We start from the raw sequence: 23,607 nt of genomic DNA on the forward strand, positions 1-23,607 counted from the left end.
AGACCTGGAGTGCAGAGTGACGAACGCATCGCGGCGGGGCGACGAGCTCGGGGCCGTCAAGGAGACCAGCTTCATCACCGCCGTCATCAGGGCCATGGAGAACGACCGCCCGGACCCGTACCTGGTGGATCCCTGTGCCGGACTGCTGAGCACCCCCCGGTCGAGGGCGATGGCGGAAGAGGCACTGGCCGCCGGCGGCACCATCGGCTCCGTGATAGTGCGGGCCCGTTTCGGTGACCTCGCGCTGGGCCGGGGAGTCGCCGAGGGGATCTCGCAAGTGGTCTGCCTCGCGGCGGGCGGAGACACCCGTGCCTGGCGGCTCGGGCTTCCCCCCGGCACCCTGTTCTTCGAGATCGACCTGCCCGGCCAGCTGGAGGCCAAGGAAGCACTGCTGGAGCCGGTCAGGGACCGCCTCACCTGCCGGCGGGTCGCCCTCGGCGAGGACCTTCGAGGTGACACGTGGCCGGGGAGGCTGCGGGACGCCGGTCACGAGCCGGGCAGACCCACCGCCTGGATCGTCGAAGGACTGCTGCCCTACCTGCGGGTCGAGGAGATCAACCGGCTCGTCGCACAGGTCAGGGAGATGTCCAGCAGTGGATCGATGCTGCTCGTCGACGCACCGCACGCCGACTTCCACCGGGATCCGGCCAACGCGAGTTTCCTGGCCTACATGAGGTCCCGGGGTTCCGCGTTCGAGCTCGGCCTGGAGGATTTCGGCGGGTTCCTCGGGCTGCGCGGCTGGCAGGCGGAGGCGTACACCCTGGGGGAGCTCTCCGCAGGGGCGTGCGCATGGCTGCCGGCTCCCCCCGAACGTCTCTGCCCGCCCAACGACCATCACTGGACAGCCCGAGCGCGTCTCGCCTGAAGGCCCGGCGAGACGCCGGCCGGTGGATGTCCGGTTCTCCCCGCCGCGCTACGGCGGACGGCCCCTCGGGCTGCGGAAAGCCCCCTCCGACCCGCTCCGCCGGCGGGTCGAAAGGGGCTCTTCGGCTTCCCCGGGCGCGATCAGTAGGTCGGATCGGCCTTCATCAGGCCCATCGCTATCAGCGCGCGCGAACCGAGGCTGACCGCCAGGGTCGCGAGGGCCTCGGGTGCCTTGAACGCCGACGGCACGCTCATGATCGTTCTACGTGCCGTCCTCGCGTCACTGTGCGGACCGGACAGCCGGTAGATGTGGGGCATCTGGGAGCCGCACCAGAGTTTGAGGACCAGCCGCGGGTTCAGGAAGACGGCTGGACGCCACGGCGAGCATCCGATGACCTTCGCGAAATCGATCATGAAGTGGTTGTAGTGGACCAGGGTCCGCAGGCCGGGGTTGCCCATGAACACCTCGTTCTCGTAGGCCGCCTGGCCCTCGATCAGCCCCTGGAGCCTGACTCGGTCGGGCAGCTTCTTCTTGCCGCTGCACAGGAGGGCGAAGTACCGGCTCTGCATCTCGGAGCAGGCGGGCACCCCGCCGGCGGCCGGCCGCGCCCACCCGATGAGTGCCACGTCGGCACCGAGATCCGGGTGGATCATGTGCTTGTACAGCCTGCGGACGTCCTGGATGTTCGTGTCCTTCAGCATGCTGAAGTCCTCGATGTACCCCGTGTTGAGCACGATGGTGTCGATCTCCACCCGCCGGCCGTCCTTGAACAGGACGAAGTCCTTGCCGAGGCGTTCGATGCCCGACGCGTTGACGGTCAGTGTGCCGTCGACGACCCTGTGGATGAACGCCTCGTTCTTCGTCAGGAAGTGGTTGAAGAAGTACTTGTTCTTCGAGTTCCACTCTGCCACCGCTCTGATGGCCTTCGTCCTGCCCCGGCTCCTGTTCCGCTTCACTCCGAATCGCATGACCGCCGTGGCGGCCGCCAGAGGCACCGAATGCAGCAGATGCGAGGTGTAGGCGTCGTTCGTGTGCGGACGCCCTCCGGGATACCGCTCCACGACAGGCTGATGGCGGCGCACGGAAAGCGTGCACTCCTCCGAAACCTGGGCGATCTCGTTCACGACGTCCGCCGCCGTCTCACCGATCCCGATGCACAGGACCCGTTTCCCGCGGAACGGTTCCGCGTTCCGGTAGTGGGCCGAGTGTGTGATCTCGCCGCCGAAGTCGTCCTGTCCGGGGAGATCGATGTGATTCGGGACCCGGTGGGTCCCGGTGGAGATGGCCACCGCGTCGAATCGGTGTGCCACCCGTTCCCCGGGCTCGTCCACGGACGCGACCTCGACGGTGTAACCCCCGTCCCCGTTCTTCGAGATGCTCAGCACCTCGGTGCGGTACCGAATCGTGGGGCCGACGTCGAACTTCTCTGCGAAGTCGTGCAAATACTGCCGGTACTCGCCCGCCGACCAGAATCTCCGTTCCTGGTTCTCCGGAGGGGGGAAGCTGGAGAACGTCATCATGTAGTTGGAGATGGTCAGCATCGTCGAGTCGTAGGCGCCCGACTCCTCGGGGCCGACGTCTGAGCGGAACACCCCGCCGAGCTCGGCGGCGTGCTCGAAGCAAATGACGGAGTGGCCTTCGTCCAGCAGCTCCTTCACCGCAACCAGACCCGACGGTCCCGCACCGATGACACAGACACTCTTTCGCATCTTTACCTCTCGACTTCGGTAGTACTTGCTCGGATGTGATTGCGCTGCGGCTCGACGGCAAGGCGCTGCGGCCTGACCGCAGCGGAGTCCCGGCCACCGCTCGCCGGACCGCACGCGTCCGCAGGCCGGGTCAGCGCCTTTCGAAGTGCACCGGCAGGCTGTCGTAACCGGTCAGGAAGTTGGAGTAGATGGGGCGGGGCGTGCCACGCAGCTCCATCTCCGCCACTTCGGCCACCAGGGACGTCAGCAGAGCGCGCAGCTCCGCCCGGCCGAGGAAGGCGCCCAAGCAGTAGTGGGGTCCGTGGCCGAACGAGAGGTGCCTGTTGGGGGAGCGGGACAGGGTGAACCGGCGTGGATCGTCGAAGACCGTCTCGTCGTTGTTGGCCGAGATGTTCCAGAGGGTGACGATGTCGCCTTCGCGTACCTTCCGGCCGCCGACCTCGAAGTCCTGAACGGCCGTACGAGCCAGGTGGATGCCCGGTGTCGACCAGCGGACGATCTCTTCCACCGCCGACTCGAACGAGACCTCGCCCGCCTTCAGGGCGTGCCATTCACCAGGGTTCTCGATCAGTGCGAGTACCGCGCAGATCGCCGACACCCGGGACGTCTCGTCGCCGCCGAGGATGAGGCTGTAACAGTTGACCGCGATCTCTTCGACGGTGAGAGGACGGTGGTCGAGTTCCGCCGTCGCGAGCATGCTGATCACGTCATTGCCAGGGCGGTCGCGCCGTTCCTGTGCGAGTTCCATGAAATACAGCACGATCTCGTTGCGGGCGCTGAGCGCATCGATCTCGCTACTGTCCGCGTGGCCCGAGGAGAGGGCCATCTTGTTCCACTTGAGCAAGTCCTTCCGGTCCGCGGACGGGATGGACAGCAGATCGCAGATCGTGTTCATCGGAATCCGGTCCGCGACCTCGGCGGCGAAGTCGAACTCCCCGGGCCCGACGACCTTCGACACCAGGTCGGCCGTGCGACGCCGGACCTTCTCCACCACCTCGCCGAGGACTCTGGGCGTGAAGGAGCCGAACATGAGATTGCGTAATTGCCGGTGGCGAGGACCGTCGGTCACCGCCAGCATGCTGCCGCCCGCGGAGTCGTTTCCGCGCAGGACCACATCGAGGACGTTTCCCTTTACGGAGGTCAGCGCTGCGTCGTGGTAGAGCGACTGGATGTCTGCGTATCGCGAAACCACCCAGAAACCGGGGTTCCGGTCGGTGGCCGCGTGCCAGTGGACGGGGCGCTCGGCTCGTACCTCACGCCAGAACTCGTGGATGTCGGTCTCAATAAATGTGGCCGGATCGGTGAGATCCAGGGAACGAACACCGAGAGCGGGCTGAGTCATTCGCCGATCGTGACAGGTCCGCCACACACGCTTCCAAACCCTTGCCAGTTCCTTTCCGTGTTCCGCCGAACGGGAACCAGCGGGGGCCGGACAAGCTTCACCGACGGGGTGTCGCCCTGGCGTGCGCCACCCGTTCCGCCGGTCGTGGACGGGGGCGGGGGCCGCCGGCCCGGAGGGCCGGTACAGCGGGCCGGGCCGCTCTCGGGCAACGCTCCTGGGTGGCCACACTCCGCCCGACTCGGCTCCCCCGCAACGACGTCGGAGCGGCCCGAACGCCCCCGGCAGCCCTCTCCGCCAGGACGCCTGTCCAGATCGGTCAGGTGACGACGCCCCGGCTCCGGCCGCCTTCCGCAACCCTCTTGCCCGCCGGTGCGGACCCCCGTCCCGGCGCCCTGCCGGCCCTGGCCGGGGCGGCCGCCGTTCCCTGGAAGAGGGTCCAGGGCCGCTTGTCAATACGCAAAACGCACAGGCAGGGGTGTGGAGTGAATCTGTCTCGATATGACCTCTGACTGCTAATGTCGATATCACTTCAAGGGGTCAACCAGCAGGCTGATCGAGGTTATTGGCGGTGGAATTCCGATGTGAAGAGCCGGTCGGTGGCGCAAATCCTATGTCTGGGAGGCGGGTCGTTCTGTACCTGCCTGGCGTCACTTGTGCAGCCCGGGGTGAAGCAGGAAATTACATCGAATCCATTTCCGCTCAGCATCCCGGCGGATGAGGGGAATTCGGGATCCGGCAGGATTTCCGACGGGGTCCGAAATTCTCCCTGCCGGAGCCGTTCGGAACCGTCCGGAGCGTCCGGAGCCGTTCGAAGTGGGCGCCGGTGAGAATCGGTGACTCCGGGATTCTTCGCCCGGTCGTCGGTAAGCGGCCGGGGGAGCGGGTGGCGCGGTCCGCCGTGCCGGACCGGCCGGCCCGCGGCCTGTTGCCGGACCGGTGAGGTCCTGCTGAGGCCCTCCGGCCCGCGGCCGGGCATGCGCCCGAGCCGGTCGACGGCGCACGGCGGCGGCACGCGTCGCGGAGTCCGCCGTCCTCCAGGGGCGGCCGCGCGGCGAGAACGGTGCCCGGGTGGGTCGCCGCCCTGGTGGACCAAGGCCTCGGTGCTCCTGGCGGGTTGCTGTCGGCTCGACACCGGTCGGCGGCCGGCGCGGAGCATCTGCTGGGGGTCGTTTGAAAGGTTTCATGACATTTCGGCTCGATGCGATGAGAGGACCGTTCCCATGCCCAATCCGTTCGAGGACGACAACCGGGACTACGTGGCGCTGCGCAACGACGAGGAGCAGTACTCGCTCTGGCCGCAGGACGTCTCCGTCCCCGACGGCTGGCGGGTCGTGTACGGCCCGGCGCCCCGGGCCGAGACCACCGACCACATCGAACGGGCCTGGACCGACATGCGTCCGAAGAGCCTGCGGGACGGGATGGCCGCGAGCGACGGTGTGTCCGTGTGAGCAGCGCAGGAGCAGGCACGCGCATCGCGGGTGCCCGGGCGCGCGAACAGGCACCCGCCGGCTGAGGCGGTCACGCTCGCCTGATGGTGTGCCGGGCGTACGGCATGCCGACGGCCCGGTCGGACCGCTGCGCTTGAGGGTCCTGCTTCTCGATTCCGACGGAACTAGGTTGCTTGGGGGACCACCCGTGAAGGTGGATGTGAAGGACCGGGTCAAATTCGTTCGCTGGCCCGCGGAAAGAAGTATCCGCGAACAATGCAAGGCCCGGGGGCATCTCTGTCTGCTGGTGGTCGAGCACGGTGCTCCTCCTCCGGAGCAACTGGGTCTCTACGAGGACTGGGTGCGCCCTCCCATCGTTCAGGAGGACCTCCAGGCGAGGTTGCGCCAGCTGGCCGACCGGGCCGTCCTGAAGTCGAAACCCGTCCTGGACCCGGCAGGAATCCTGTACTTCAAGGAATCCTCCGTCACGCTTTCCCTGACGCAGTGTGAGATGTTGGCGCCGCTGGTGTCCAGATACGGGCAGATAACATACCGGGCGGAATTGCGGGAGATCCTCGAACGATCCGGTTCAAGCTCGTCCAGCAACGCACTGGACCTGCACGTGATGCGGCTACGCCGACGACTGCAGCTCGTCGGCCTCGCGGTACGGAACGTCTGGGGCCGTGGCTTCGTCCTCGAGCCCGTCTGAGCTCCGTCCGGTCGTCAGCGGACAGGCGGAGGACGGGCAGGTGCCGGCGGACGGGGCGCGCCGGCGGGCGAAGCGGTGCCGGTCGAGCGATCGAGTACGGTCCCGGCCCGTAACGGGTGGCCGTCCTGCCGGCCGTAGCCGCCCGAGCGGCGGTTCTGTCGGGCCCGGCCCGCACCACAGGACATCGGGAGACCTCCATCCGGCCTGGCCCGTACCTCAGGGCGTCGGGCCCTCCGTCCGACCCGGCCCGCACCTCAGGGCGTCGGGCCCTCCGTCCGACCCGCCCACACCTCAGGGCATCGGGCCCTCCAACCGACCCGGCGCCACCGCGGGGCGGCGTGGAACCGGCCGGCGGTACGACGAGGGCAGGCATCACCGCCGCCCCCACCGCCCTGGGGGCTCCGGTAGGGCAATGCGAGCGCGAACCCTCGGCGCCGCCCCCGGGTGCCGTGCTCGGCCACCCGGCGATCCGACGGTCGCGTACACCGTCGGCCGTTCGGCGGCCACCGTCACGACGTCGCGACGCTGAGGCCGACGTGTGCCTCACTGCGCAGCTCGCGTAGCTCCGCGAAAGGGAGGGTGCAGCGACTCACCAGGTAGTTCACACCCGTGGTGCCGCCCGTCCCCGCGTGGTTGCCCATCACCTTCGTGATCAGGCTGATGTGGCTCACCTGCCAGCGCCAGTAGCCGTTGCCTATGTCGAGCAGTGCTTCGATGATCCGGTAGTAGATGTCCGCGTCGATGCCCCGCCGGGCGATGTCGGGAACGGTGTGTCCCGAACGGGTCACCCATGCGGCGAACGATTCGTAAAGCGGGCCGTCCTGCTCGGCGTTGCCGATGAGGTGGCCCAGCCTGTGGAACTGCTGCGACTGGGCGCCGCTCGCCGTTCCGAGCAGATTCCGGAACATGGCGAAGTCACGCAGCGGCAGCCGGTCGAGGGCCGTCAGCTGGTTGTGCAGCACGCGGGTGAGCTCCCCCGCGCGCTGCAGGAGGTCCACGATCCATTCCGCCTGCGATGTGTCGTCGGTCGTCGTGAACACATCGATGACGGCCTCCAGATCGTCGATCACCTGTCTCAGCCACAGCTCGCTCGCCTGGTGCGCGATGATGAAGAACTGCTCCGACAGCACGGTGGACTTCACCGCGGCGGACTCGGCGGCGCGGGGCTTCTGGAGGGACAGCAAAGTATCCAGTTCGAGGTAGTTGTGATACTTCAGTCCATCGGTCACTTTGATTCCCTCTCTCCGTGACGAACTAGAGATGGTGCGCTCCCTCGGTCGGCGCGGAAGGTTCCGCGCAGAAGGCGAGGGCCAGGCGCGCGGAGTCACCTCCGGCCGCCCATGGCCTGGGGCACCCGTACGGCGGCTGCGCGGAACGGGCCGGGCAGCGAGCCGTGTGGCCTGGCCCCGCCCCATCATGGGGTGACCCGGCGGTCGGCGAGCTTCCGGAGAAAGAGTTCTTTCACGGCCCGGTCGGCCGGCGGAGCCCCGTGCCATCGTCGGTGTTCGTCACCCGGCGCGAGGGCCGTCCCGGCGGGTCCGCCCCGAGTCGGCGATCGGCGTCGGCGTCGGTGTCCGGGGCCCGGGGCCCGGGTGGAACGCGGCGCGTTGCCGTGCTCGCGAGCCGTATGTCGCGTTGTCCCTGCTGGAACTCTGTGTGGGAGGCGGAGCGGAGTTGAACACCGTTTCGGATCTATTCGAGTCCGTGGTCGCCGAGTCGGGTGACGAACCGGCGGTCGTCTTCGGAGAGACCGTCGTCGATTACTCGGATCTGAACGCGAGCGCGAACCGGCTCGCCAGGCGGCTGGTCGCGGCCGGCGTGGGACCGGACTCCCTGGTCGCGGTCGCGGTACCGCGATCGGACCGGCTGATAGTCGCGGTGCTCGCCGTGCTGAAGGCGGGCGGCGCGTATCTGCCGCTGGACCCGAGCTATCCGGCCGAGCGGCTGGCTCACATGGTCGTGGACGCGCGCCCGCTCCTGTTGCTGCGGACGGAGAGTGTCACCTCACCGCACCTGGACGTTCCGGAGGTGGTGCTCGACGACCCCTCCTTCGAGGCCAGGTGCGCGCAGGAGCGCAGTGACGACGTCACCGCGGACGAGCGCGGGGCGCCGCTGACTCCGGGCCATCTGATGTACGTCATCTACACCTCCGGCTCGACCGGTGTCCCCAAGGGGGTCGCGGTCAGCCACGCCGGAGTGACGGACCTGGTCTCCACCCAGGCGAGGCTGTACGGGACCGGCCCCGGCGACCGCGTACTTCAGTGGGCGTCCTTCAGCTTCGACGCCTGGTTCTGGGACTTCACGCTGGCGCTGATGCACGGCGCGACACTCGTGATGGCGGAGCAACACGACCTGCTGCCGGGGGAGTCGCTGCGCGAGACCATGCAGAAGTACGACGTGAACCACGCCGTCCTGCCGCCGGTGGCGCTGGGCATCACCGACAGCGAGGGGCTGCTGGCCGACGGCACGATCACCTCGACGGGCGACGTCTGCACCAGGTCCCTGGCCGAGGAGTGGTCCAAGGGCAGACGCCTCTTCAACGCCTACGGTCCGACGGAGGTGACTGTCGGCGCGTCGATCGGTGGACCGGTCGAGGGCGTGCAGGAGGAGGTGACCGTCGGATCGCCGTGGGACGGCGGCGCGGTGTACGTGCTCGACGAGAACCTACGCGACCTCCGGGACGGCAGCGAGGGCGAGTTGTTCCTCGCGGGAACCGGGGTGGCCCGTGGCTACCTGAACCGTCCGGGCCTGACCGCCTCCCGGTTCGTCGCCGATCCGTACGGCCCGCCCGGAAGCAGGATGTACCGGTCGGGCGACCGGGGCCGGTACGCCGACGGCGAGCTCTACTTCACGGGCCGCATCGACAACCAGGTGAAGGTCCGTGGCTTCCGTGTGGAACTAGGGGAGATCGAGGCGCGGCTGGAGAGCCACCCGGCCGCGGAGATCGTCGTCGCGGCCGTCGGCGGCGAGGACGTCTCCACCGAGTACATCGTCGCCTACGTCAGGACTTCGGCGCGCCACGACGTCTCCGAGGCGGAGCTGCGTGAGTACGCGCGCCGTGCGCTTCCCGAACACATGGTGCCTTCCGCCATCGTCCTGCTCGACCGGTTCCCGACGCTGCTGAACGGAAAGGTCGACCGCAAGGCGCTCGCCGAGCTGGCGTCGCGCACCACTGCCGGCAGGCACGAGGCGGCGACGCCGGCCCCGTCCGGTGAGGGTGACGCGGGCGAGGAGGAATCCTGCGAGCGGATCCTGTGCGGAATGGTGAGGGAGACGCTGAAGATCAGCGAGGCGGACCCGCAGGACAACTTCTTCGATCTGGGCGGACACTCGGTGCTCGCCGCGAAGCTGGCCGGCCGGATACGCAAGGAACTGGGTGTGACGATCCCGATGCGTTCGTTGTTCGAGGCCAAGAACCTGGCCGAGCTGGCGGAAGCCGTCGAGCGGGCCCGGCGGGCCTGACCTGCTTCGCCCGTCCGGCGGAGCAGCGGCACGTCCTGACGGCCCCGGAGGCGTGGCGCGCGGCGCAGCCGATCATCCCCTCGTTCCAGGTGAGCGCTCCGGGGCCGTGCCGGGGTCACCGGCCGCGGAGGTCACGCCACGCCCCGGGTCGGCCGGAATGTAATGAAATGCGTTGATGCCTGACCTCTGGCGTGGAACTGACGCTGCGGAGTCGATAGCGTGCAAGGGAGCGTGGAAATGTCATCGGAGAATGTCGGCCACGGTGTGGGGGAGCTCGTCGCCGCGCCCGCCGGAATGGACCAGGACGCCCTGCGTGGTGTGGTGTCGGACCTGCTGGGCATCGAGCTGACCGCAGCGGACGACGACAGCAACCTTTTCGAACTCGGGCTGCAGTCACTTGAGTTGATGCGGCTGGCGAACCGGCTCGGTCGCGCCGGCGTCAAGGCCACCTTCTCGCAGCTGTCCGACGATCCGCGCCTGGCCGCCTGGTTCGGCATGCTCGCTCCCGGGGCGGTCGCCGCGCCGGTACCGCAGCCACGGTCACCCGAAGCGGAGCACGAAGGCCGCACGGACCTGCCGTTCCCGCTCACGGCGGTGCAGCAGGCATACCTGATCGGCCGTTCGGAGCACCAGCCGCTCGGCGGCGTCAGCTGCCACGCCTACCTGGAGTTCGACGCGGAGGGGGTGGAACCCCGGCGTCTGGAGCGGGCCGTACGGGCGCTGATCGAACGGCACCCCATGCTGCGCGTGTCGTTCGCCGACGACGCGACCCAGCGCGTCATGCCGGAATCGCCGTGGCCAGGCGTGACGCTGCACGAGTTCCGCGAGCTGTCGCGCGACGAGGCGGCGGCGGCGGTGACGGCTGTCCGTGACCGGCTGTCGCACCGTCGGCTGGACGTCGGCAGGGGCGAGGTCATCGACGTACAGCTGAGCCGGCTCCCCGGCGCGGTGGACCGGCTCCACTTCAACGTCGATCTCCTGGCCGCCGACCTGGCCAGCATCCGTGTGCTGCTCGCCGATCTGGCCGCCCTGTACGAGGACCCCGACGCCCTCGAGGAGATCACCTGCACGTTCGGCGGGTACGTCGCCGAGCAGGAAGCGGTCCGGGGCCAGGAACGTGAGAGGGCCCGGGCCTACTGGCAGGAGCGGCTGCCGTCGCTGCCGGGAGGCCCGAAGCTGCCGTTGGCGGTGGACCCCGAGGCGGTCTCCGTACCGAGGTTCGTCCGCCGCTCCCGCGGACTCACGACGGAGGAATGGCGCCTGATGGAGAGGCGGGCGGGTGAGGCGGGCCTGACACCCTCGGTGGTGCTGGCCACGGCGTTCGCCATGGTGCTCGGCCGGTGGAGCGGGGACGAACGCTTCCTGCTCAACCTCCCGCTGTTCGACCGTGACCTCGACGCACACGCCCAGATCAACCAGGTCGTGGCCGACTTCACGGGGCTGGTACTGGTCGAGATCGACCTGTCCGGCGGCAGCTTCGCCGACTGCGCCCGTGCCGTGCGGAAGCGGATGCACGAAGGCATCGCCAACTCCGCGTACTCCGGCGTCGAGGTACTGCGGGACTTCGTCCGCGCGGATCTCGACGCGCCCCGCACGGCGCCGGTCGTGTTCGCCTGCGACCTGTCGGCACCGCTGGTGCCGGACGAGTTCCACGCCCGCTTCGGCGAGGCGACGTGGATGATCTCCCAGACCCCGCAGATCTGGCTCGACCACCAGGTCTACCGCACCCGCGACGGCGGGGTGCTGCTGGTGTGGGACGCCGTCGAGGAACTCTTCCCGGCCGGTGTGCTGGACGTGATGATGTCGGCCTACGAGGCGCTGGTCCATGGCCTGCTCGCCGGCGGGTGGGAGGGCGCGCTGCCGGACATACCCCTGCCCGTGGCACAGCGGCGGCAGCGTGAGGCCGTCAACGCGGAAACCCGCACGATGACGCGGAACCTTCTGCACACGGCGTTCTTCGAGCATGCCGACGCGAGGTCCGGGCAGCCCGCCCTGCTGTGGGGTGAGGAGGGCGCGACGGCACACGACGAACTGGCGCGGCGCGCCCTGCGCATCGCCGGCGCACTGGCGCGCCGAGGTGTCGGCCCCGGCTCGTGCGTCGCCGTCACCGCCCCGAAGGGCGCCGATCAGATCGCGGCCGTGCTCGGGGTCCTCGCCGCGGGCGCCGCGTACGTACCGATCGGTGTCGACCAGCCGGCCGAGCGGCGCGCCCGCATCCTCGGACTCAGCGGAGCCCGGGTGGTGCTCGCCGGCGGCGATGCCCCGGAACCGGCGGGCGCCGGTGCCGAGGTGCTGACGATCGGCGAGGCGCTGCTCGCCCCTCCTCTGGGCGCTCCGGTGTCCGTCGATCCCGACGACACCGCCTACGTGATCTTCACCTCGGGTTCCACGGGCCTCCCGAAGGGGGTCGAAGTCAGCCACCGGGCCGCGGTGAACACCGTCGAGGACATCAACGAGCGGTTCGGTATCGGGGCCGGCGACCGGGTACTGGCGGTGTCCGCCCTGGATTTCGACCTCTCGGTGTGGGACGTCTTCGGGCTCCTCGCGGCCGGCGGCTCCGCCGTCCTGGTGCCGGAGTCCGGACGGCGCGATGCCGCCGAGTGGCTGGCGCTGTGCCACCGGCATTCGGTGACGGTCTGGAACACCGTCCCGGCCCTGCTCGACATGGTGCTGACGGCGGCCGACGGGGAACCCCTCCCCGGCACATTGCGCCTGGCCCTGCTGTCAGGCGACTGGATCGGACTCGACCTGCCCGGCCGGCTCGCCCGGTCGAGCGGCCGATGCCGGCTGACCGCACTCGGCGGTGCCACGGAAGCCGCGATCTGGTCGAACGCCTACGAGGTCACGGCGGTACCGGACGGGTGGCCGTCGATCCCCTACGGAAGGCCCTTGCGGAACCAGAAGTTCCGTGTGGTGGACGGCCGTGGCCGGGACTGTCCCGACTGGGTGGCCGGTGAGCTCTGGATCGGCGGTGCCGGTGTCGCGCTCGGCTACCGGGGTGATCCCGGGCTGACCGCGGAACGCTTCCCCGAGCAGGACGGCGAGCGCTGGTACCGCACGGGCGATCTCGGGCGCTACCGGCCGGACGGCAACCTGGAGTTCCTCGGACGGCTCGATCACCAGGTGAAAATCAACGGCTTCCGGGTCGAGCTGGGGGAGATCGAGACCTGCCTGCAGGCGCACCCCTCGGTGGCGCAGGCCGTGGCCGTACCCCTCACCGAAGGGCGCCGGGAACTGGTCGCCGCCGTGGTCGAGCGCCCACCGGCTGCGGCCGGGGCCCCGGCCGCCACGGTCCCGGCCGGAGGCGGACGGCGGGGGAGCGCGTTCCTCCCGCCGGTGACAGCTGCCCCGGCGGAGTCCGATCCGCATCCGCATGAGCACCGGCTGGTGGAGGTGCTGCTGGCGGGTGTCGTCGCACCGCTGATCGGTGACGACGGCGACGGGGCGCGGTACTCGTCCGTCTGCACCGTGCAACGCCCGGTGGTGGACCTGTGGCTCGAGTACCTCGCGCAACGCTCCGTGCTGGTACGCCGCGCCGACGCGGCGTACCGGCACGGTCCCAGATGGGCGGAGGTCACGGATCCGGCCTGGATCGAGCAGGTGCGCGAAGCCGCCCGGGACACGTGTCTCGACGCGGTCGCGACCTCTCTGGAATGGGCCGGTCCGCTCTTCGGGGCCATCGCTTCCGGTGACGCCGACGCCACCGCGCTGCTGGACGACCCGGTGCTGGCGCCCGAGGCTCTGAACGATCTGATGCCGGGCACGGCCGATTGCCTCGGGGCCGTCGCGGACGACCTGCGGCAACGCGCGGGCGACGCCGCCCCGCCGGCCGTGGCGGAATGGGATGCCGCCGGCGGGCGCGGCACCGTGCGGCTGCTCGACGCACTCGCTCCGGGCTCGGTCGGGTACACACTGCTCGGTTCCTCGCCGCCTGCGCTGGACAGGGCCGGGAAGCTGCTGAACGAGCGGGGGCACCACACGCGCACCGCGGTGCAGGGCGCCGGCGCGATAACCGGGCAGCACGTCCACGCCTTCGACGCCGTCGTGGCGAACAACGTGGCGCACCGCATGCCGGACCCGGAGGTGGCTGTCGCCACCATGGCGCTGCTGCTCGCGCCGGGCGGACGCCTCTACCTGCTCGAACGAGAACACCCCACCCCGCTCGCGCTGCTGACCGCGCTGCCGTTGGAGGCGCGCGCCGGGAGGTTCGAGGAGGGGCGGCAGGATTCCGCCTGGCTGTACGGGCGTGACCGGTGGTCACGGGCCTGCACCGAGGCAGGACTGAGCGACGTCCGGGTGCTGCGCGCCGGGGACACCGGCGAGGTCCTGCTGGTCGCGGACCGGCCAGGGACGGCCCTCGGCGCCGACGGGGACGAGTTGCGCCGATGGGCGGCGGAACGGCTGCCCGAACACATGGTTCCCGCCCGCTTCGCCGTGCTGCCGGCGCTGCCGCTCAGCGGCAACGGCAAGGTCGACCGGCGACGGATACGGGCCGTTCTCGAACAGTCCGCCGACCGGCTACGAGAGGTGGGCGATCCGCCGCGGGGCGCCACCGAGACGTTCGTCGCCGAGCGGTGGACGAAGCTGCTCGCCCTGGACTCGGTGGGCCGGGACGAGAACTTCTTCAGGCTCGGCGGGGACAGCCTGCTCGCGACGCGCTTCGTCACCGAGGTGCGGGGTGCGTGGGGTGTCGAACTGCCCATGCGTGAGGTCATGCGCACACCGACCGTCGCAGGGCTGAGCGCGCTCATCGACCAGCTCGGTCCCGCCGACGGCCGGCACGACGGCGACGAATACGAAGAAGGTGCGGTGTGAACGCCAACGACCTGCTCGAAGAGCTGCGGAGCGCCGGTGTCCGTCTGTGGCGCGAAGGCGGGCAACTGAGGTTCAGGGCCCCCCGGGGCGTGATGACCGACGAACGTCTGACGGAGCTGCGCCGCCGCAAGGAGGAGCTGCTGGCCGCCGTGGCCGACATCGCGGAGAGCCCCGAAGCGACGCCCCCCTCCGGTGACGTGCCGGTGTGGGAGGCGCGGCCCGAGGAGCGTGAGGAGCCCTTCCCGCTGACCGACATCCAGTCGGCCTATCTGTTCGGCCGCAATTCCGCCTTCGACTACGGTGGCGTCTCCTGCCACATCTACCAGGAGTTCGAGTACCCGGCGGACCTGGACGCCGAGCGGCTGCAACGGGCGTGGGACGGCCTGGTACGGCGTCACGACACCTTGCGTACGGTCATCTCCGAGGACGGCACCCAGCGTGTCCTGCCCGTGCTGCGGGACACCCGCATCGACGTCACCGATCTGCGTGGAGCGCCCGAGGACACGGTCGGGAAGGCGATCGCCGGAGTGCGGGACGAGCTGTCCCACGCGGTGCATCCTGCGGGTGGGCGCCCGATGTACGAGCTGCGCCTGACCCTGGCGACCGACCGCAGTGTGCTGCACGTGTCGGTGGACTTCATGGCCCTGGACTGGCTGAGCCTGCAGCAGGTGCTGACCGAACTGGACCGCGGCTACCGGCAGCCGGACTCCGAGCCGGCCCCGGTGGACGCCACATTCCGGGACTACGTGCTCGCCGAGCGCAGGCTGCGCGACACCGGACAGTACGCGCGCGACCGCGCCTACTGGACGGACCGTCTCGACGAGCTGCCCGGTGCGCCGGTGCTGCCGCTGCGCGAGGACCACGATCCGGCGACGACGCCGCCGCGCTTCCGCCGTCTGACGGCGACACTGGACGACCGTGTGTGGCGGTCGCTGAAGGCGCGGGCAGCCGAGCACGGCATCACGCCTGCCAACGCGGTGCTCGCCGCGTACGCGGAGACGATCGGCCGCTGGAGCGGCGTCGACCGGTTCTGCCTCGGGCTGCCCGTCCTCAACCGGATGCCGCTGCATCCGCAGGTGGACCGGCTGCTGGGCGACTTCACCTCGCTGAGCCTGCTCGCCGTCGGATGCGAGGGCGGGACCAGCTTCGTCGAACGGGCCCGCGCGCTGGGCGAGCGGGTCTTCGACGACCTCGACCACCGGCTGTACAGCGGTGTCGAAGTGCTGCGAGAACTCACCAGGCGCCGGGGCCGCGAGGCCGCCGCGCTGCCGGTGGTGTTCACCGGCAGCATCGGTGTCGGCGGCGGCGCGGTGTCGGAGGCGGGCAGGAAGCCACGGCCGGTCCACGGGATCAGCCAGACACCGCAGGTGTGGATCGACTGCCAGGTGGGCGACCAGTACGGCGGCCTGGACATGAACTGGGACGTACGTGAGGGGATCTTCCCCGACGGTGTGGTGGACGACATGTTCGCCGCGTTCGAGGGGCTTCTGCACCGGCTGGCCGAGCACGGGGAGCCGTGGGCCGAGGCCGATCCGCAGCCGCTGCCGGAACAGCAGCGGACGCGGCGGAACGCGGCGAACGCGACGGAGGCCCCCGCGCCGGCCGGCCTGCTGCACGATCCGCTGGTCGCCTACGCGCGCGCGTTCCCGGACCGGGTCGCGGTCATCGACCCGGCCGGGCCGATGACGTACGGGCAGTGGCTGGGCCGTGCCGCAGGGGTCGCCGAAAGGCTGCGGGCAGAGGGCTGCCGTCCCGGTGACTTCGTCGGCGTCCTCATCGACAAGAGCCGGGACCAGGCCGTCGGAGTGCTCGGTGTGCTCCTGGCGGGCGGCGTGTACGTCCCCGTCGACCTCGGCCAGCCCAGGGTCCGCCGCGACCGGATCCTCACCGACAGCGGTACCAGGTTCGCGGTCGTCGCCGGCCCCGGGGCCGGCGAGCCGCCGGCCGGTGTCCGGACCGTGGAAGTGGCGGGCGTCCGGCCGGTTCCCCCGGACGGCGTCCTCGAAGGGCCCCCGGTCGCCCCCCGGGAACTCGCGTACGTCATGCACACCTCTGGTTCCACCGGCGCGCCCAAGGGGGTGATGATCAGTCACCGGGCCGCCGCCAACACGGTGCACGACATCAACGAGCGCTTCCGAGTCGGCGACACCGACCGGATCCTGGGCCTGGCGGCGCTCAGCTTCGACCTGTCCGTCTACGACCTGTTCGGCCCGCCGGCCGTCGGGGCCGTCCTGGTGCTGCCGGACCCCGCCCGCCGGGGCGACCCCTCGCACTGGGCCGCGACGGCGGCCGAGCACGGTGTGACGCTGTGGAACTCGGTTCCCGCGCAGCTGCAGATGCTGATGCACTACCTGGACGTCGAACCGGCCGCACTACCCGCCCTGCGGCTCGCGCTGCTGTCGGGGGACTGGATCCCGCTGTCCCTGCCGGGCCACGCGGGACGGCACGTGCCCCACACCGAGCTGGTCGGCCTGGGCGGAGCGACGGAGGCGGCGATCTGGTCGATCCACCACCGCATCGGGGCCGTCGAGCCGCACTGGCGCAGCATCCCGTACGGAACACCGTTGGCGAACCAGCGATTCCACGTGCTCGACGCCGCGCTGCGTGACTGCCCCGACCTGGTCGTCGGCGAACTGTACATAGCAGGCGACGGGCTGGCGGCGGGCTACCTCGGCGACCCGGAACGGACCGCCGAGTGCTTCGTCCGGCACCCGGAGACCGCGGAGCCGCTCTACCGCACCGGCGACCTCGGCCGCTACCTGCCGAACGGCGAGATCGAGTTCTCGGGCCGCGCGGACCAGCAGGTCAAGATCCGCGGACACCGGATAGAGCTCGGTGAGATCGAGGCGGCGCTCGGCGAACACCCGGAGGTGGGCACCTGTGTGGTGCTGGCGGCGGGCAGCGACGCGTTCGAGCGGGCACTCGTCGCGTTCGTGATCCCGCAGCAGAGCCCGGGGTCCGTCGAGGGCGCCGATCTCGTCGCGTGGGTGGCCGGAAGGCTGCCGTCGCACATGGTCCCCGCGCGGGTCCGGATCGTCGAGACGCTGCCGCTGACACCGAACGGAAAGGTCGACCGCAAGCGGCTGCTGGCCTCGGCCCCGGTGCCCGGAGCGCCGCGGGGCGGGAGCTCCGAGCCTCCACGGCCGGGAGCCGAGCAACGGATCGCGGAGCTGTGGGCCGAGACACTCGGCGGTGAACTTCCTTCCCGTGAAGCTGAGTTCTTCGACGCGGGCGGCAACTCGCTGCTGGCGGCACAGTTCGTCGGGCAGGTGCGCGAACGCGTGCCGGAGGCCGCGCAGATCACCTTCGACGTGCTGCTGCGGGCTCTGCTGGACACGCCCACGGTCGCCGGCCTGGCCCAGCGGCTCCGGTCCGCGGCCGCGCCGGCCGGGGCCCGGGTCCCTGAGGCGGCGGCGCGGCATTCGCCACTGGTCCCTCTGGCCGGGGAGCGCGGGCCCGTGCGGCTGCTCGTGCACGACGGCTCGGGGACCCTGGCGCCTTACGAGGCGCTCGTCGCCGAACTCGCGAAGGACGCACGGGTTGTGGGGATCGCCCTGCCCGACACGCAACGCCTCCTCGACGCCGACGCCGCGGACCTCGTCGAGGAACTCGCCGTGGGCTACGCCCGCGAGGTGCGGGCCGCCGGACACGACGACGTCGAGATCATCGGCTACTGCCTGGGCGGCCCGATAGCGCTGGAGCTGGCCCGCGCCCTGAGCGAGGCGAACGGGACCGTGCGGCGTCTGACCATCGTGTCCGGCTACCGCGTTCCGCATCTCCTGCGGGACGAACTCATGGTGGACTACGCCTTCACCCGGCTGATGGGCGCCGACCCGGCGGCTCTCGGCTGGCCCGACGAGGCGGCGGTGGGCCATGCCCTCGCAACCGCGCCGGCCGGCTCACCCGGGGCCTCGGAGCAGGGCTCCATCGGGCGTCTCGTCGGCGACGGACGGCTGGAACCGGTCGCCGGACGGTTCCGTGCCCTCGGGCAGCTGGAGACCGCCGGACGGCGGGCGGAACTGCACCGGGCCCTCGCGGGTCTCGACCCGGCAGGGCGCGGCCCCGAGCAGTTCACCGCGGCGCACACCGCCTTCGCACGGACCGTCGAGGCGGTGGCGCGTCACGAACCGCATCCGTACGCGGGCGACATCACCTTCGTCCGGCCGGTCGAGCCCGCGCACCTGATCCCCGGCCTGCGGGACGACACGACCCGTTTCTGGCGCGACGTGTGCCTGGGCGACCTGACGGTCGTCGACGTCCCGGGCGACCACTTCAGCTGTCTGCGGCCACCGCACGTGGCCCTGACCACGGACGCGATCACGGGGAGCGAGGCGAACCGCCGATGAGCCGCGCACCGTCGGACCCGATGCGGATCGTCGTGTGCGGCACGCGTTTCGGCCAGGTGTATCTCTCCGCCCTCGCCCGCGCCTCGCCCGGTCGTTTCCGGCCGGCCGGCATCCTGGCGCGGGGCAGCGCACGCTCCGTGGCCCTCGCCGAGGAGTACGGCGTCCCGCTGTACGACAAGGTCGAGCAACTCCCCGACGACGTCGACGCGGCCTGTGTCGTGGTGTCCACCGCGGTAGGCGGCGGGCGGGGCGCGGAGCTGGCCCAGGCCCTGCTCGAACGCGGGATCCACGTACTGCAGGAACATCCGCTCCACCCGGCCGAACTGGCGGACTGCCTGCGGGTGGCGCGCCGGGCCGGGGTCCAGTACCAGGTGAACACCTTCTACCCGCATCTCGAACCCGTACGGCGGTTCATCTCGGCCGCCCGGCAGCTGGTCCGGCTGCGCAGACCGGTGTTCGTCGACGCCATGTGCGCGGTGCAGGTCTCGTTCGACCTCCTCGACATCCTGTCCGGAGTCTTCGACGGGCTGGGGCCCTGGTCGGTGTCGCCGACGGCAGGCGGCGCCGGCCGGCCCCTGACCGGTATGGAAGGGCAGATCGCGGGTGTCCCGCTGACGCTGCGCGTGGAGAACCGGATGCAGGCGGGGGACGACAGCACGAGCCTGCTCCTGCACCGGATCACCATCGGCACGGACGCGGGCAACCTGATGCTTGCCAACACCCACGGCCCCGTGATCTGGAGCCCGGTGCTGCACATGCCCTCGGACTCGGCGGGGCAGTTCCTCCCGGGCCCGTCGGAAGCGGAGGAGCGGTGGCCGCACGGCCTCGGCGTCACCGGTGAGTACGTCGGCGGGGCCGGGACACCCACCTGGGCCACGGCCATGCACGAGGTGTGGGGAGACGGGGTGCTGGCCGCCCTGGAGGGGCTGCGGGAGCGCGTCGACGCGGGGGTGGACCCGTTGCACGGCAGCCAGCGCCATCTGGCCGTCGCCCGTACCTGGAAGGAGCTGACCGAGGCCTTGGGATACCCCGAGGTCGCCGAGCCGGAATCAGGAGCCCCGCTGACGGCCGCCGATCTCGCCGGCCGGACGCTCCTCTGACGGCCGTGGTGCGCCCCGCGCGGCGGCCCCCGTCCGGTGGGCGCGCACCACCGGCGCTGTCGGCGGTACCGCGATACAGAACCATTGCTCGGCAACTTCCGGAATCTTCGTCGTGCTCCATCCACTTACTGGATAACGGATGGCGCTACTGTCTATTATTGGATCGTTGGCCGTCTTCAGGAAGGTGGGTGTCGTCATGCCGACGCTTGGCTGTACCAACCCGGACCTCGCACCACCTCCCGGGGGCGCGTCCGTCATGGCGGTGAGGGGAACGCGATGAGCACGATCGATCCCGCCGGGGCGAGCGAAGAGCTGACACCGTTACCGGCCGCCGCGCCCGCGGCGGAGGAGAGCATGGGGCGCACACTGCGCCCGTACGTCTGGAAGTTCGCGGCAGTCGTGCTCTTCCAGGTGATCGGGGCCCTCGCGGGTCTGGCACCGCTGCTTGCGGTCGTCGAGCTGGGGCGCAGCCTGCTGGCGGAGGGCCCCGTGGACCGTGATCACGTCCGGCTCGTCGTGATCGCGGGTGCGATCGGTCTGTTCGTGCGGCTGCTCTTCACGGCCGCCTCGTCCGGCATCGGGCACATCGTCGACGGCCAGGTGCAACTGGCACTGCGCCGGCAACTGGCCGCGCGGCTGGGGCGGGTGCCGATCGGCTGGTTCGCCCGGCGCCGGACCGGCGAGCTGGCCAAGGTGGTGGGGGAGGACGTGGGCGCGGTGCACCCGTTCATCGCCCACACCCCCGGCGAGCTCGTCTCCGCGTTCGTGGTTCCGCTGGCGTCGCTGGTCTACCTGTTCACCATCGACTGGCGGCTCACGCTGATCACACTGGTACCCGTGGTGCTGGCAGTGGCGCTTGTGCCTCTGATGATGACTCCCACCCGGCTGCGCGAGCAGGAGGAGTTCGACACCGCCATGGGCCGGATCTCGAACTCCGTGGTGGAGTTCGTGCAGGGGATCGCGGTGGTCAAGGCGTTCGGCGGATCCGGGCGCGCGCACCGTAAGTTCCTCACGGCCGCGGACGACTTCGTCGGCACCTTCCGCCGATGGGTGCGCGGCATGTCCAGGATCGCCGCGGGGATGCAGCTGGCGCTGTCGCCGCCGTTCGTACTCCTCGTCGTGCTGACCGGCGGCGCGACCATGATCACGAACGGTGACCTGGCCCCGGCCGACCTGCTGCCCTTCCTATTGCTCGGGCTCGGGCTGACCGCTCCGGTGGCAGCCCTCGGCCACGGCTTCGACGAGATGCAGGGCGCCGGGCGTGCGGTCGGCCGGATCAGGGACGTACTCGAGGTGCGGTCGCTCCCGGAGCCCGCGCACCCGGTCGCCCCGCAGGGCCACCGGGTGGAGCTGCGGGACGTCCGATTCGGCTACGAAGCCGATCACGAGGTGCTGCGGGGGATCGACCTGGTGCTGGAGCCCGGGACGGTCACCGCTGTCGTGGGGCCGTCCGGAAGCGGCAAGTCGACACTGGTCCAGCTGCTGCCGCGGTTCTTCGACCCGACCCATGGGTCGGTCGTGCTCGGCGGGGTCGATCTGCGTGAGATCGGCAGCCGGGAGCTCTACCGGACGGTCTCCTTCGTCTTCCAGGACGTCCAGCTGCTGCGCGCGTCCATCGCGGACAACATCGCGCTGGCGGTGCCGCACGCCGAACTCGAGGACGTGGTGCGCGCCGCCCGGCTCGCCAACATCCATGACCGGATCCTCGAACTCCCCCGCGGCTACGAGTCGGTGGTCGGGGAGGACGCCGGACTGTCGGGCGGTGAGGCGCAGCGGATCTCCATCGCCCGTGCGCTGCTGGCCGACACCCCCGTCCTGGTGCTCGACGAGGCGACCGCCTTCGCCGACCCGCACACTGAGCAGGCGGTTCGCCGGGCCCTGGCGACGCTGGAGGGCGAGCGGACCGTGCTGGTCATCGCCCACCGCCTGGAGACGATCGCGGACGCCGACACCGTCGTGATGCTGGAGGACGGGGCGATCGCCGAGCGTGGCAGGCCCGCCGAACTACTGGCACGGAACGGGCGGTTCGCACAGTTCTGGCGATCCCACCGGTCGGCGGTCATCGACGGGGCCGGAGCACCCGATGGCGTACTGCAAGGAGACGAGCCCCGATGATTCCTACGCTGCTGCGCGTGCTGGGCAACGAGTACGCCGGGCCGTTACGCCGCACGGTGATCCTGATGACGGTCACCGCCGTGGCCGAGGGCCTGTCCTACGCCCTGCTGGTGCCGGTGCTGCGGGCACTGCTCGGTGACACACCCGAGGACGCCTGGCCCTGGCTGACGGCGTTCGGCGTCGCGGTCGCGGTCTACGCGGCGCTGCGCTACATCAGCGACCTGTCCGGCTTCCAGGTCGGCGCCTCGCTGCTGAGCGGCATGTACCGCCGGCTCGGTGAGCATCTGGCGCGGCTGCCCATCGGCTGGTACACCGCGGGCCGTCTCGGAGAGGTGTCCGTCCTGGCCAGCCGTGGCGTCCTGCAGGCGATGAGCGTGATCGCGCACCTGCTGGCACCGTTCATCTCCGCCGCCGTGACACCTCTGACGATCGTCGCCGTGATGCTGGCCTTCAACTGGCAGATGGGCCTGGCCGCGTTGATCGCCGTACCGGTCGTGGCGGCCATCCAGGTCCGGACCGGACGCTCCATGGCCGCGGGCGACGCGGAACGCGCCGAGCGCGACGACGAGGCCACCGGGCGGGTCATCGAGTTCCTCCAGGCCCAGCCGGTGCTGCGGGCGGGCGGCCGGACGGGCGAGCGATTCCGGCTGCTGGACGACTCGCTGCGGGACGTCGAGCGTGCCTCCCGCCGCTCCACGTTCTCCGCGCTGCCCGGCGCCGTGGGCCTGACGCTCACGGTGCAGACCATGTTCACCGTGCTGCTGGTCCTGGGCGCCTATCTCGCGCTCGACGGGGACATCGGTGTGGCGGAGATCCTCACGATCCTGGTGCTGGCCGCTCGGTGCGCGGATCCGCTGCTGTCGCTCACGGACATCGGTGGCAAGATCCGCGGTGCGCGTTCCGTGCTGGCGAAACTGGACACGGTCCTGCTCACCGAGCCGCTGCCGGAACCCGCCGAACCGGTCCAGCCGGCCGGTCATGGACTGGAGTTCGAGTCCGTCACCTTCCGGCGCGGGGCCCGCACGGTGTTCGACGACGCGTCGCTCACGGTGCCCGAGGGCCAGCGGCTCGCCGTCGTCGGGCCGTCGGGCGGGGGCAAGAGCACCTTGCTGCAACTGCTCGCGCGCTTCTACGACGTGGACGCGGGCGCGGTGCGGGTGGGAGGCGCCGATGTGCGCGCCGTCAGCACGGAGGAGCTGATGGCGCGGATCGCCATCGTCTTCCAGGACGTCTACCTCTTCGACGGCACGATCGAGGAGAACGTGCGCCTCGGCCGACCCGACGCCTCCGAGGCCGAGGTCCGGGAGGCGGCCACCGCGGCGCGGCTCGACGAGGTGATCGAGCGTCTGCCCGAAGGCTGGGCGGCGAACGTCGGCGAGGGCGGCGCACTGCTGTCCGGCGGTGAGCGCCAGCGGGTGTCGATCGCGCGCGCCTTGCTGAAGAACGCGCCCATCGTGCTGCTGGACGAGGTGACCTCCGCCCTGGACCCGGTGAACGAGGCCGCCGTCCACGAGGGCATCGAACGTCTGATGGCGGGCCGCACGGTGGTGATGGTCGCGCACCGGATGCGGACCGTCCAGCGCGCCGACCGTGTCGTCTTCCTGGACGGCGGCCGGGTCGTGGAGGAAGGAAGCCACGACGAACTGCTTCGACGCGGCGGCCGCTACGCGGAGTTCTGGAGCATTTCCATGGCGCCGGCAGTGGGGGACTAGGAGCC

At 70.6% G+C, this 23,607-nt stretch carries 12 protein-coding genes; 9 read left to right on the top strand and 3 right to left on the bottom strand.

Annotated elements, in window-relative coordinates:
- The first annotated feature begins 16 nt into the window (after positions 1-16).
- Positions 17-865, top strand: a complete 849-nt coding sequence (locus tag HED23_RS09345) for an SAM-dependent methyltransferase (protein ID WP_203182939.1) — start codon at positions 17-19, stop codon at positions 863-865.
- 140 nt (positions 866-1,005) lie between these two features.
- Here the strand turns inward: HED23_RS09345 and HED23_RS09350 are convergent, their stop codons facing one another.
- Positions 1,006-2,574, bottom strand: a complete 1,569-nt coding sequence (locus HED23_RS09350) for a flavin-containing monooxygenase (protein WP_203182940.1) — start codon at positions 2,572-2,574, stop codon at positions 1,006-1,008.
- Positions 2,575-2,704: 130 nt separating this feature from the next.
- Entirely contained in the window at positions 2,705-3,916 is a 1,212-nt protein-coding gene (locus HED23_RS09355) for a cytochrome P450 (RefSeq protein WP_203182941.1), read from the bottom strand.
- Between the two features lie 1,220 nt (positions 3,917-5,136).
- On the opposite strand from HED23_RS09355, the gene HED23_RS09360 reads away from it, so the two are divergent.
- Both HED23_RS09360 and HED23_RS09365 read left to right on the top strand, forming a co-directional pair.
- Entirely contained in the window at positions 5,137-5,364 is a 228-nt protein-coding gene (locus HED23_RS09360; protein ID WP_203182942.1) for an MbtH family protein, read from the top strand.
- Positions 5,365-5,551: 187 nt separating this feature from the next.
- A complete protein-coding gene (locus tag HED23_RS09365) occupies positions 5,552-6,052 on the top strand; it encodes a winged helix-turn-helix domain-containing protein (RefSeq protein WP_203182943.1) in 501 nt (166 codons plus the stop codon).
- A 509-nt stretch (positions 6,053-6,561) separates the two neighbouring features.
- Here HED23_RS09365 and HED23_RS09370 read toward each other — a convergent pair.
- Positions 6,562-7,281 carry a tryptophan 2,3-dioxygenase family protein gene (locus HED23_RS09370; RefSeq protein WP_203182944.1) on the bottom strand — a complete coding sequence of 240 codons (720 nt, stop codon included), beginning with the start codon at positions 7,279-7,281 and terminating at the stop codon, positions 6,562-6,564.
- A 445-nt stretch (positions 7,282-7,726) separates the two neighbouring features.
- Here HED23_RS09370 and HED23_RS09375 point away from each other — a divergent pair, with 445 nt between their 5' ends.
- From HED23_RS09375 to HED23_RS09400, 6 genes are all read left to right on the top strand, one after another.
- Positions 7,727-9,514 (top strand): non-ribosomal peptide synthetase, encoded by a 1,788-nt coding sequence (locus tag HED23_RS09375; RefSeq protein ID WP_238441887.1) that lies wholly within the window; start codon positions 7,727-7,729, stop codon positions 9,512-9,514.
- 237 nt (positions 9,515-9,751) lie between these two features.
- Positions 9,752-14,329 carry a non-ribosomal peptide synthetase gene (locus HED23_RS09380; protein WP_203182945.1) on the top strand — a complete coding sequence of 1,526 codons (4,578 nt, stop codon included), beginning with the start codon at positions 9,752-9,754 and terminating at the stop codon, positions 14,327-14,329.
- Positions 14,326-18,675 (top strand): non-ribosomal peptide synthetase, encoded by a 4,350-nt coding sequence (locus HED23_RS09385; protein WP_203182946.1) that lies wholly within the window; start codon positions 14,326-14,328, stop codon positions 18,673-18,675. Before HED23_RS09380 ends, HED23_RS09385 begins: the two co-directional genes overlap by 4 nt.
- Positions 18,672-19,775, top strand: a complete 1,104-nt coding sequence (locus HED23_RS09390) for a Gfo/Idh/MocA family oxidoreductase (protein WP_203182947.1) — start codon at positions 18,672-18,674, stop codon at positions 19,773-19,775. The genes HED23_RS09385 and HED23_RS09390 overlap by 4 nt, the downstream gene beginning before the upstream one ends.
- A gap of 276 nt (positions 19,776-20,051) precedes the next feature.
- Positions 20,052-21,890, top strand: a complete 1,839-nt coding sequence (locus HED23_RS09395; protein ID WP_238441888.1) for an ABC transporter ATP-binding protein — start codon at positions 20,052-20,054, stop codon at positions 21,888-21,890.
- Positions 21,887-23,602 carry an ABC transporter ATP-binding protein gene (locus HED23_RS09400; protein WP_203182948.1) on the top strand — a complete coding sequence of 572 codons (1,716 nt, stop codon included), beginning with the start codon at positions 21,887-21,889 and terminating at the stop codon, positions 23,600-23,602. The genes HED23_RS09395 and HED23_RS09400 overlap by 4 nt, the downstream gene beginning before the upstream one ends.
- Positions 23,603-23,607 lie beyond the last annotated feature (5 nt).

Origin of the sequence: Streptomyces pratensis, assembly GCF_016804005.1 — a bacterium.
Classification (GTDB): domain Bacteria; phylum Actinomycetota; class Actinomycetes; order Streptomycetales; family Streptomycetaceae; genus Streptomyces; species Streptomyces pratensis_A.

Coding starts and splice junctions, on each gene's coding strand:
- HED23_RS09400 (WP_203182948.1), top strand. CDS start 21,887: ATGATTCCTACGCTGCTGCGCGTGCTGGGCAACGAGTACGCCGGGCCG.
- HED23_RS09350 (WP_203182940.1), bottom strand. CDS start 2,574: ATGCGAAAGAGTGTCTGTGTCATCGGTGCGGGACCGTCGGGTCTGGTT.
- HED23_RS09355 (WP_203182941.1), bottom strand. CDS start 3,916: ATGACTCAGCCCGCTCTCGGTGTTCGTTCCCTGGATCTCACCGATCCG.
- HED23_RS09395 (WP_238441888.1), top strand. CDS start 20,052: ATGAGCACGATCGATCCCGCCGGGGCGAGCGAAGAGCTGACACCGTTA.
- HED23_RS09380 (WP_203182945.1), top strand. CDS start 9,752: ATGTCATCGGAGAATGTCGGCCACGGTGTGGGGGAGCTCGTCGCCGCG.
- HED23_RS09360 (WP_203182942.1), top strand. CDS start 5,137: ATGCCCAATCCGTTCGAGGACGACAACCGGGACTACGTGGCGCTGCGC.
- HED23_RS09390 (WP_203182947.1), top strand. CDS start 18,672: ATGAGCCGCGCACCGTCGGACCCGATGCGGATCGTCGTGTGCGGCACG.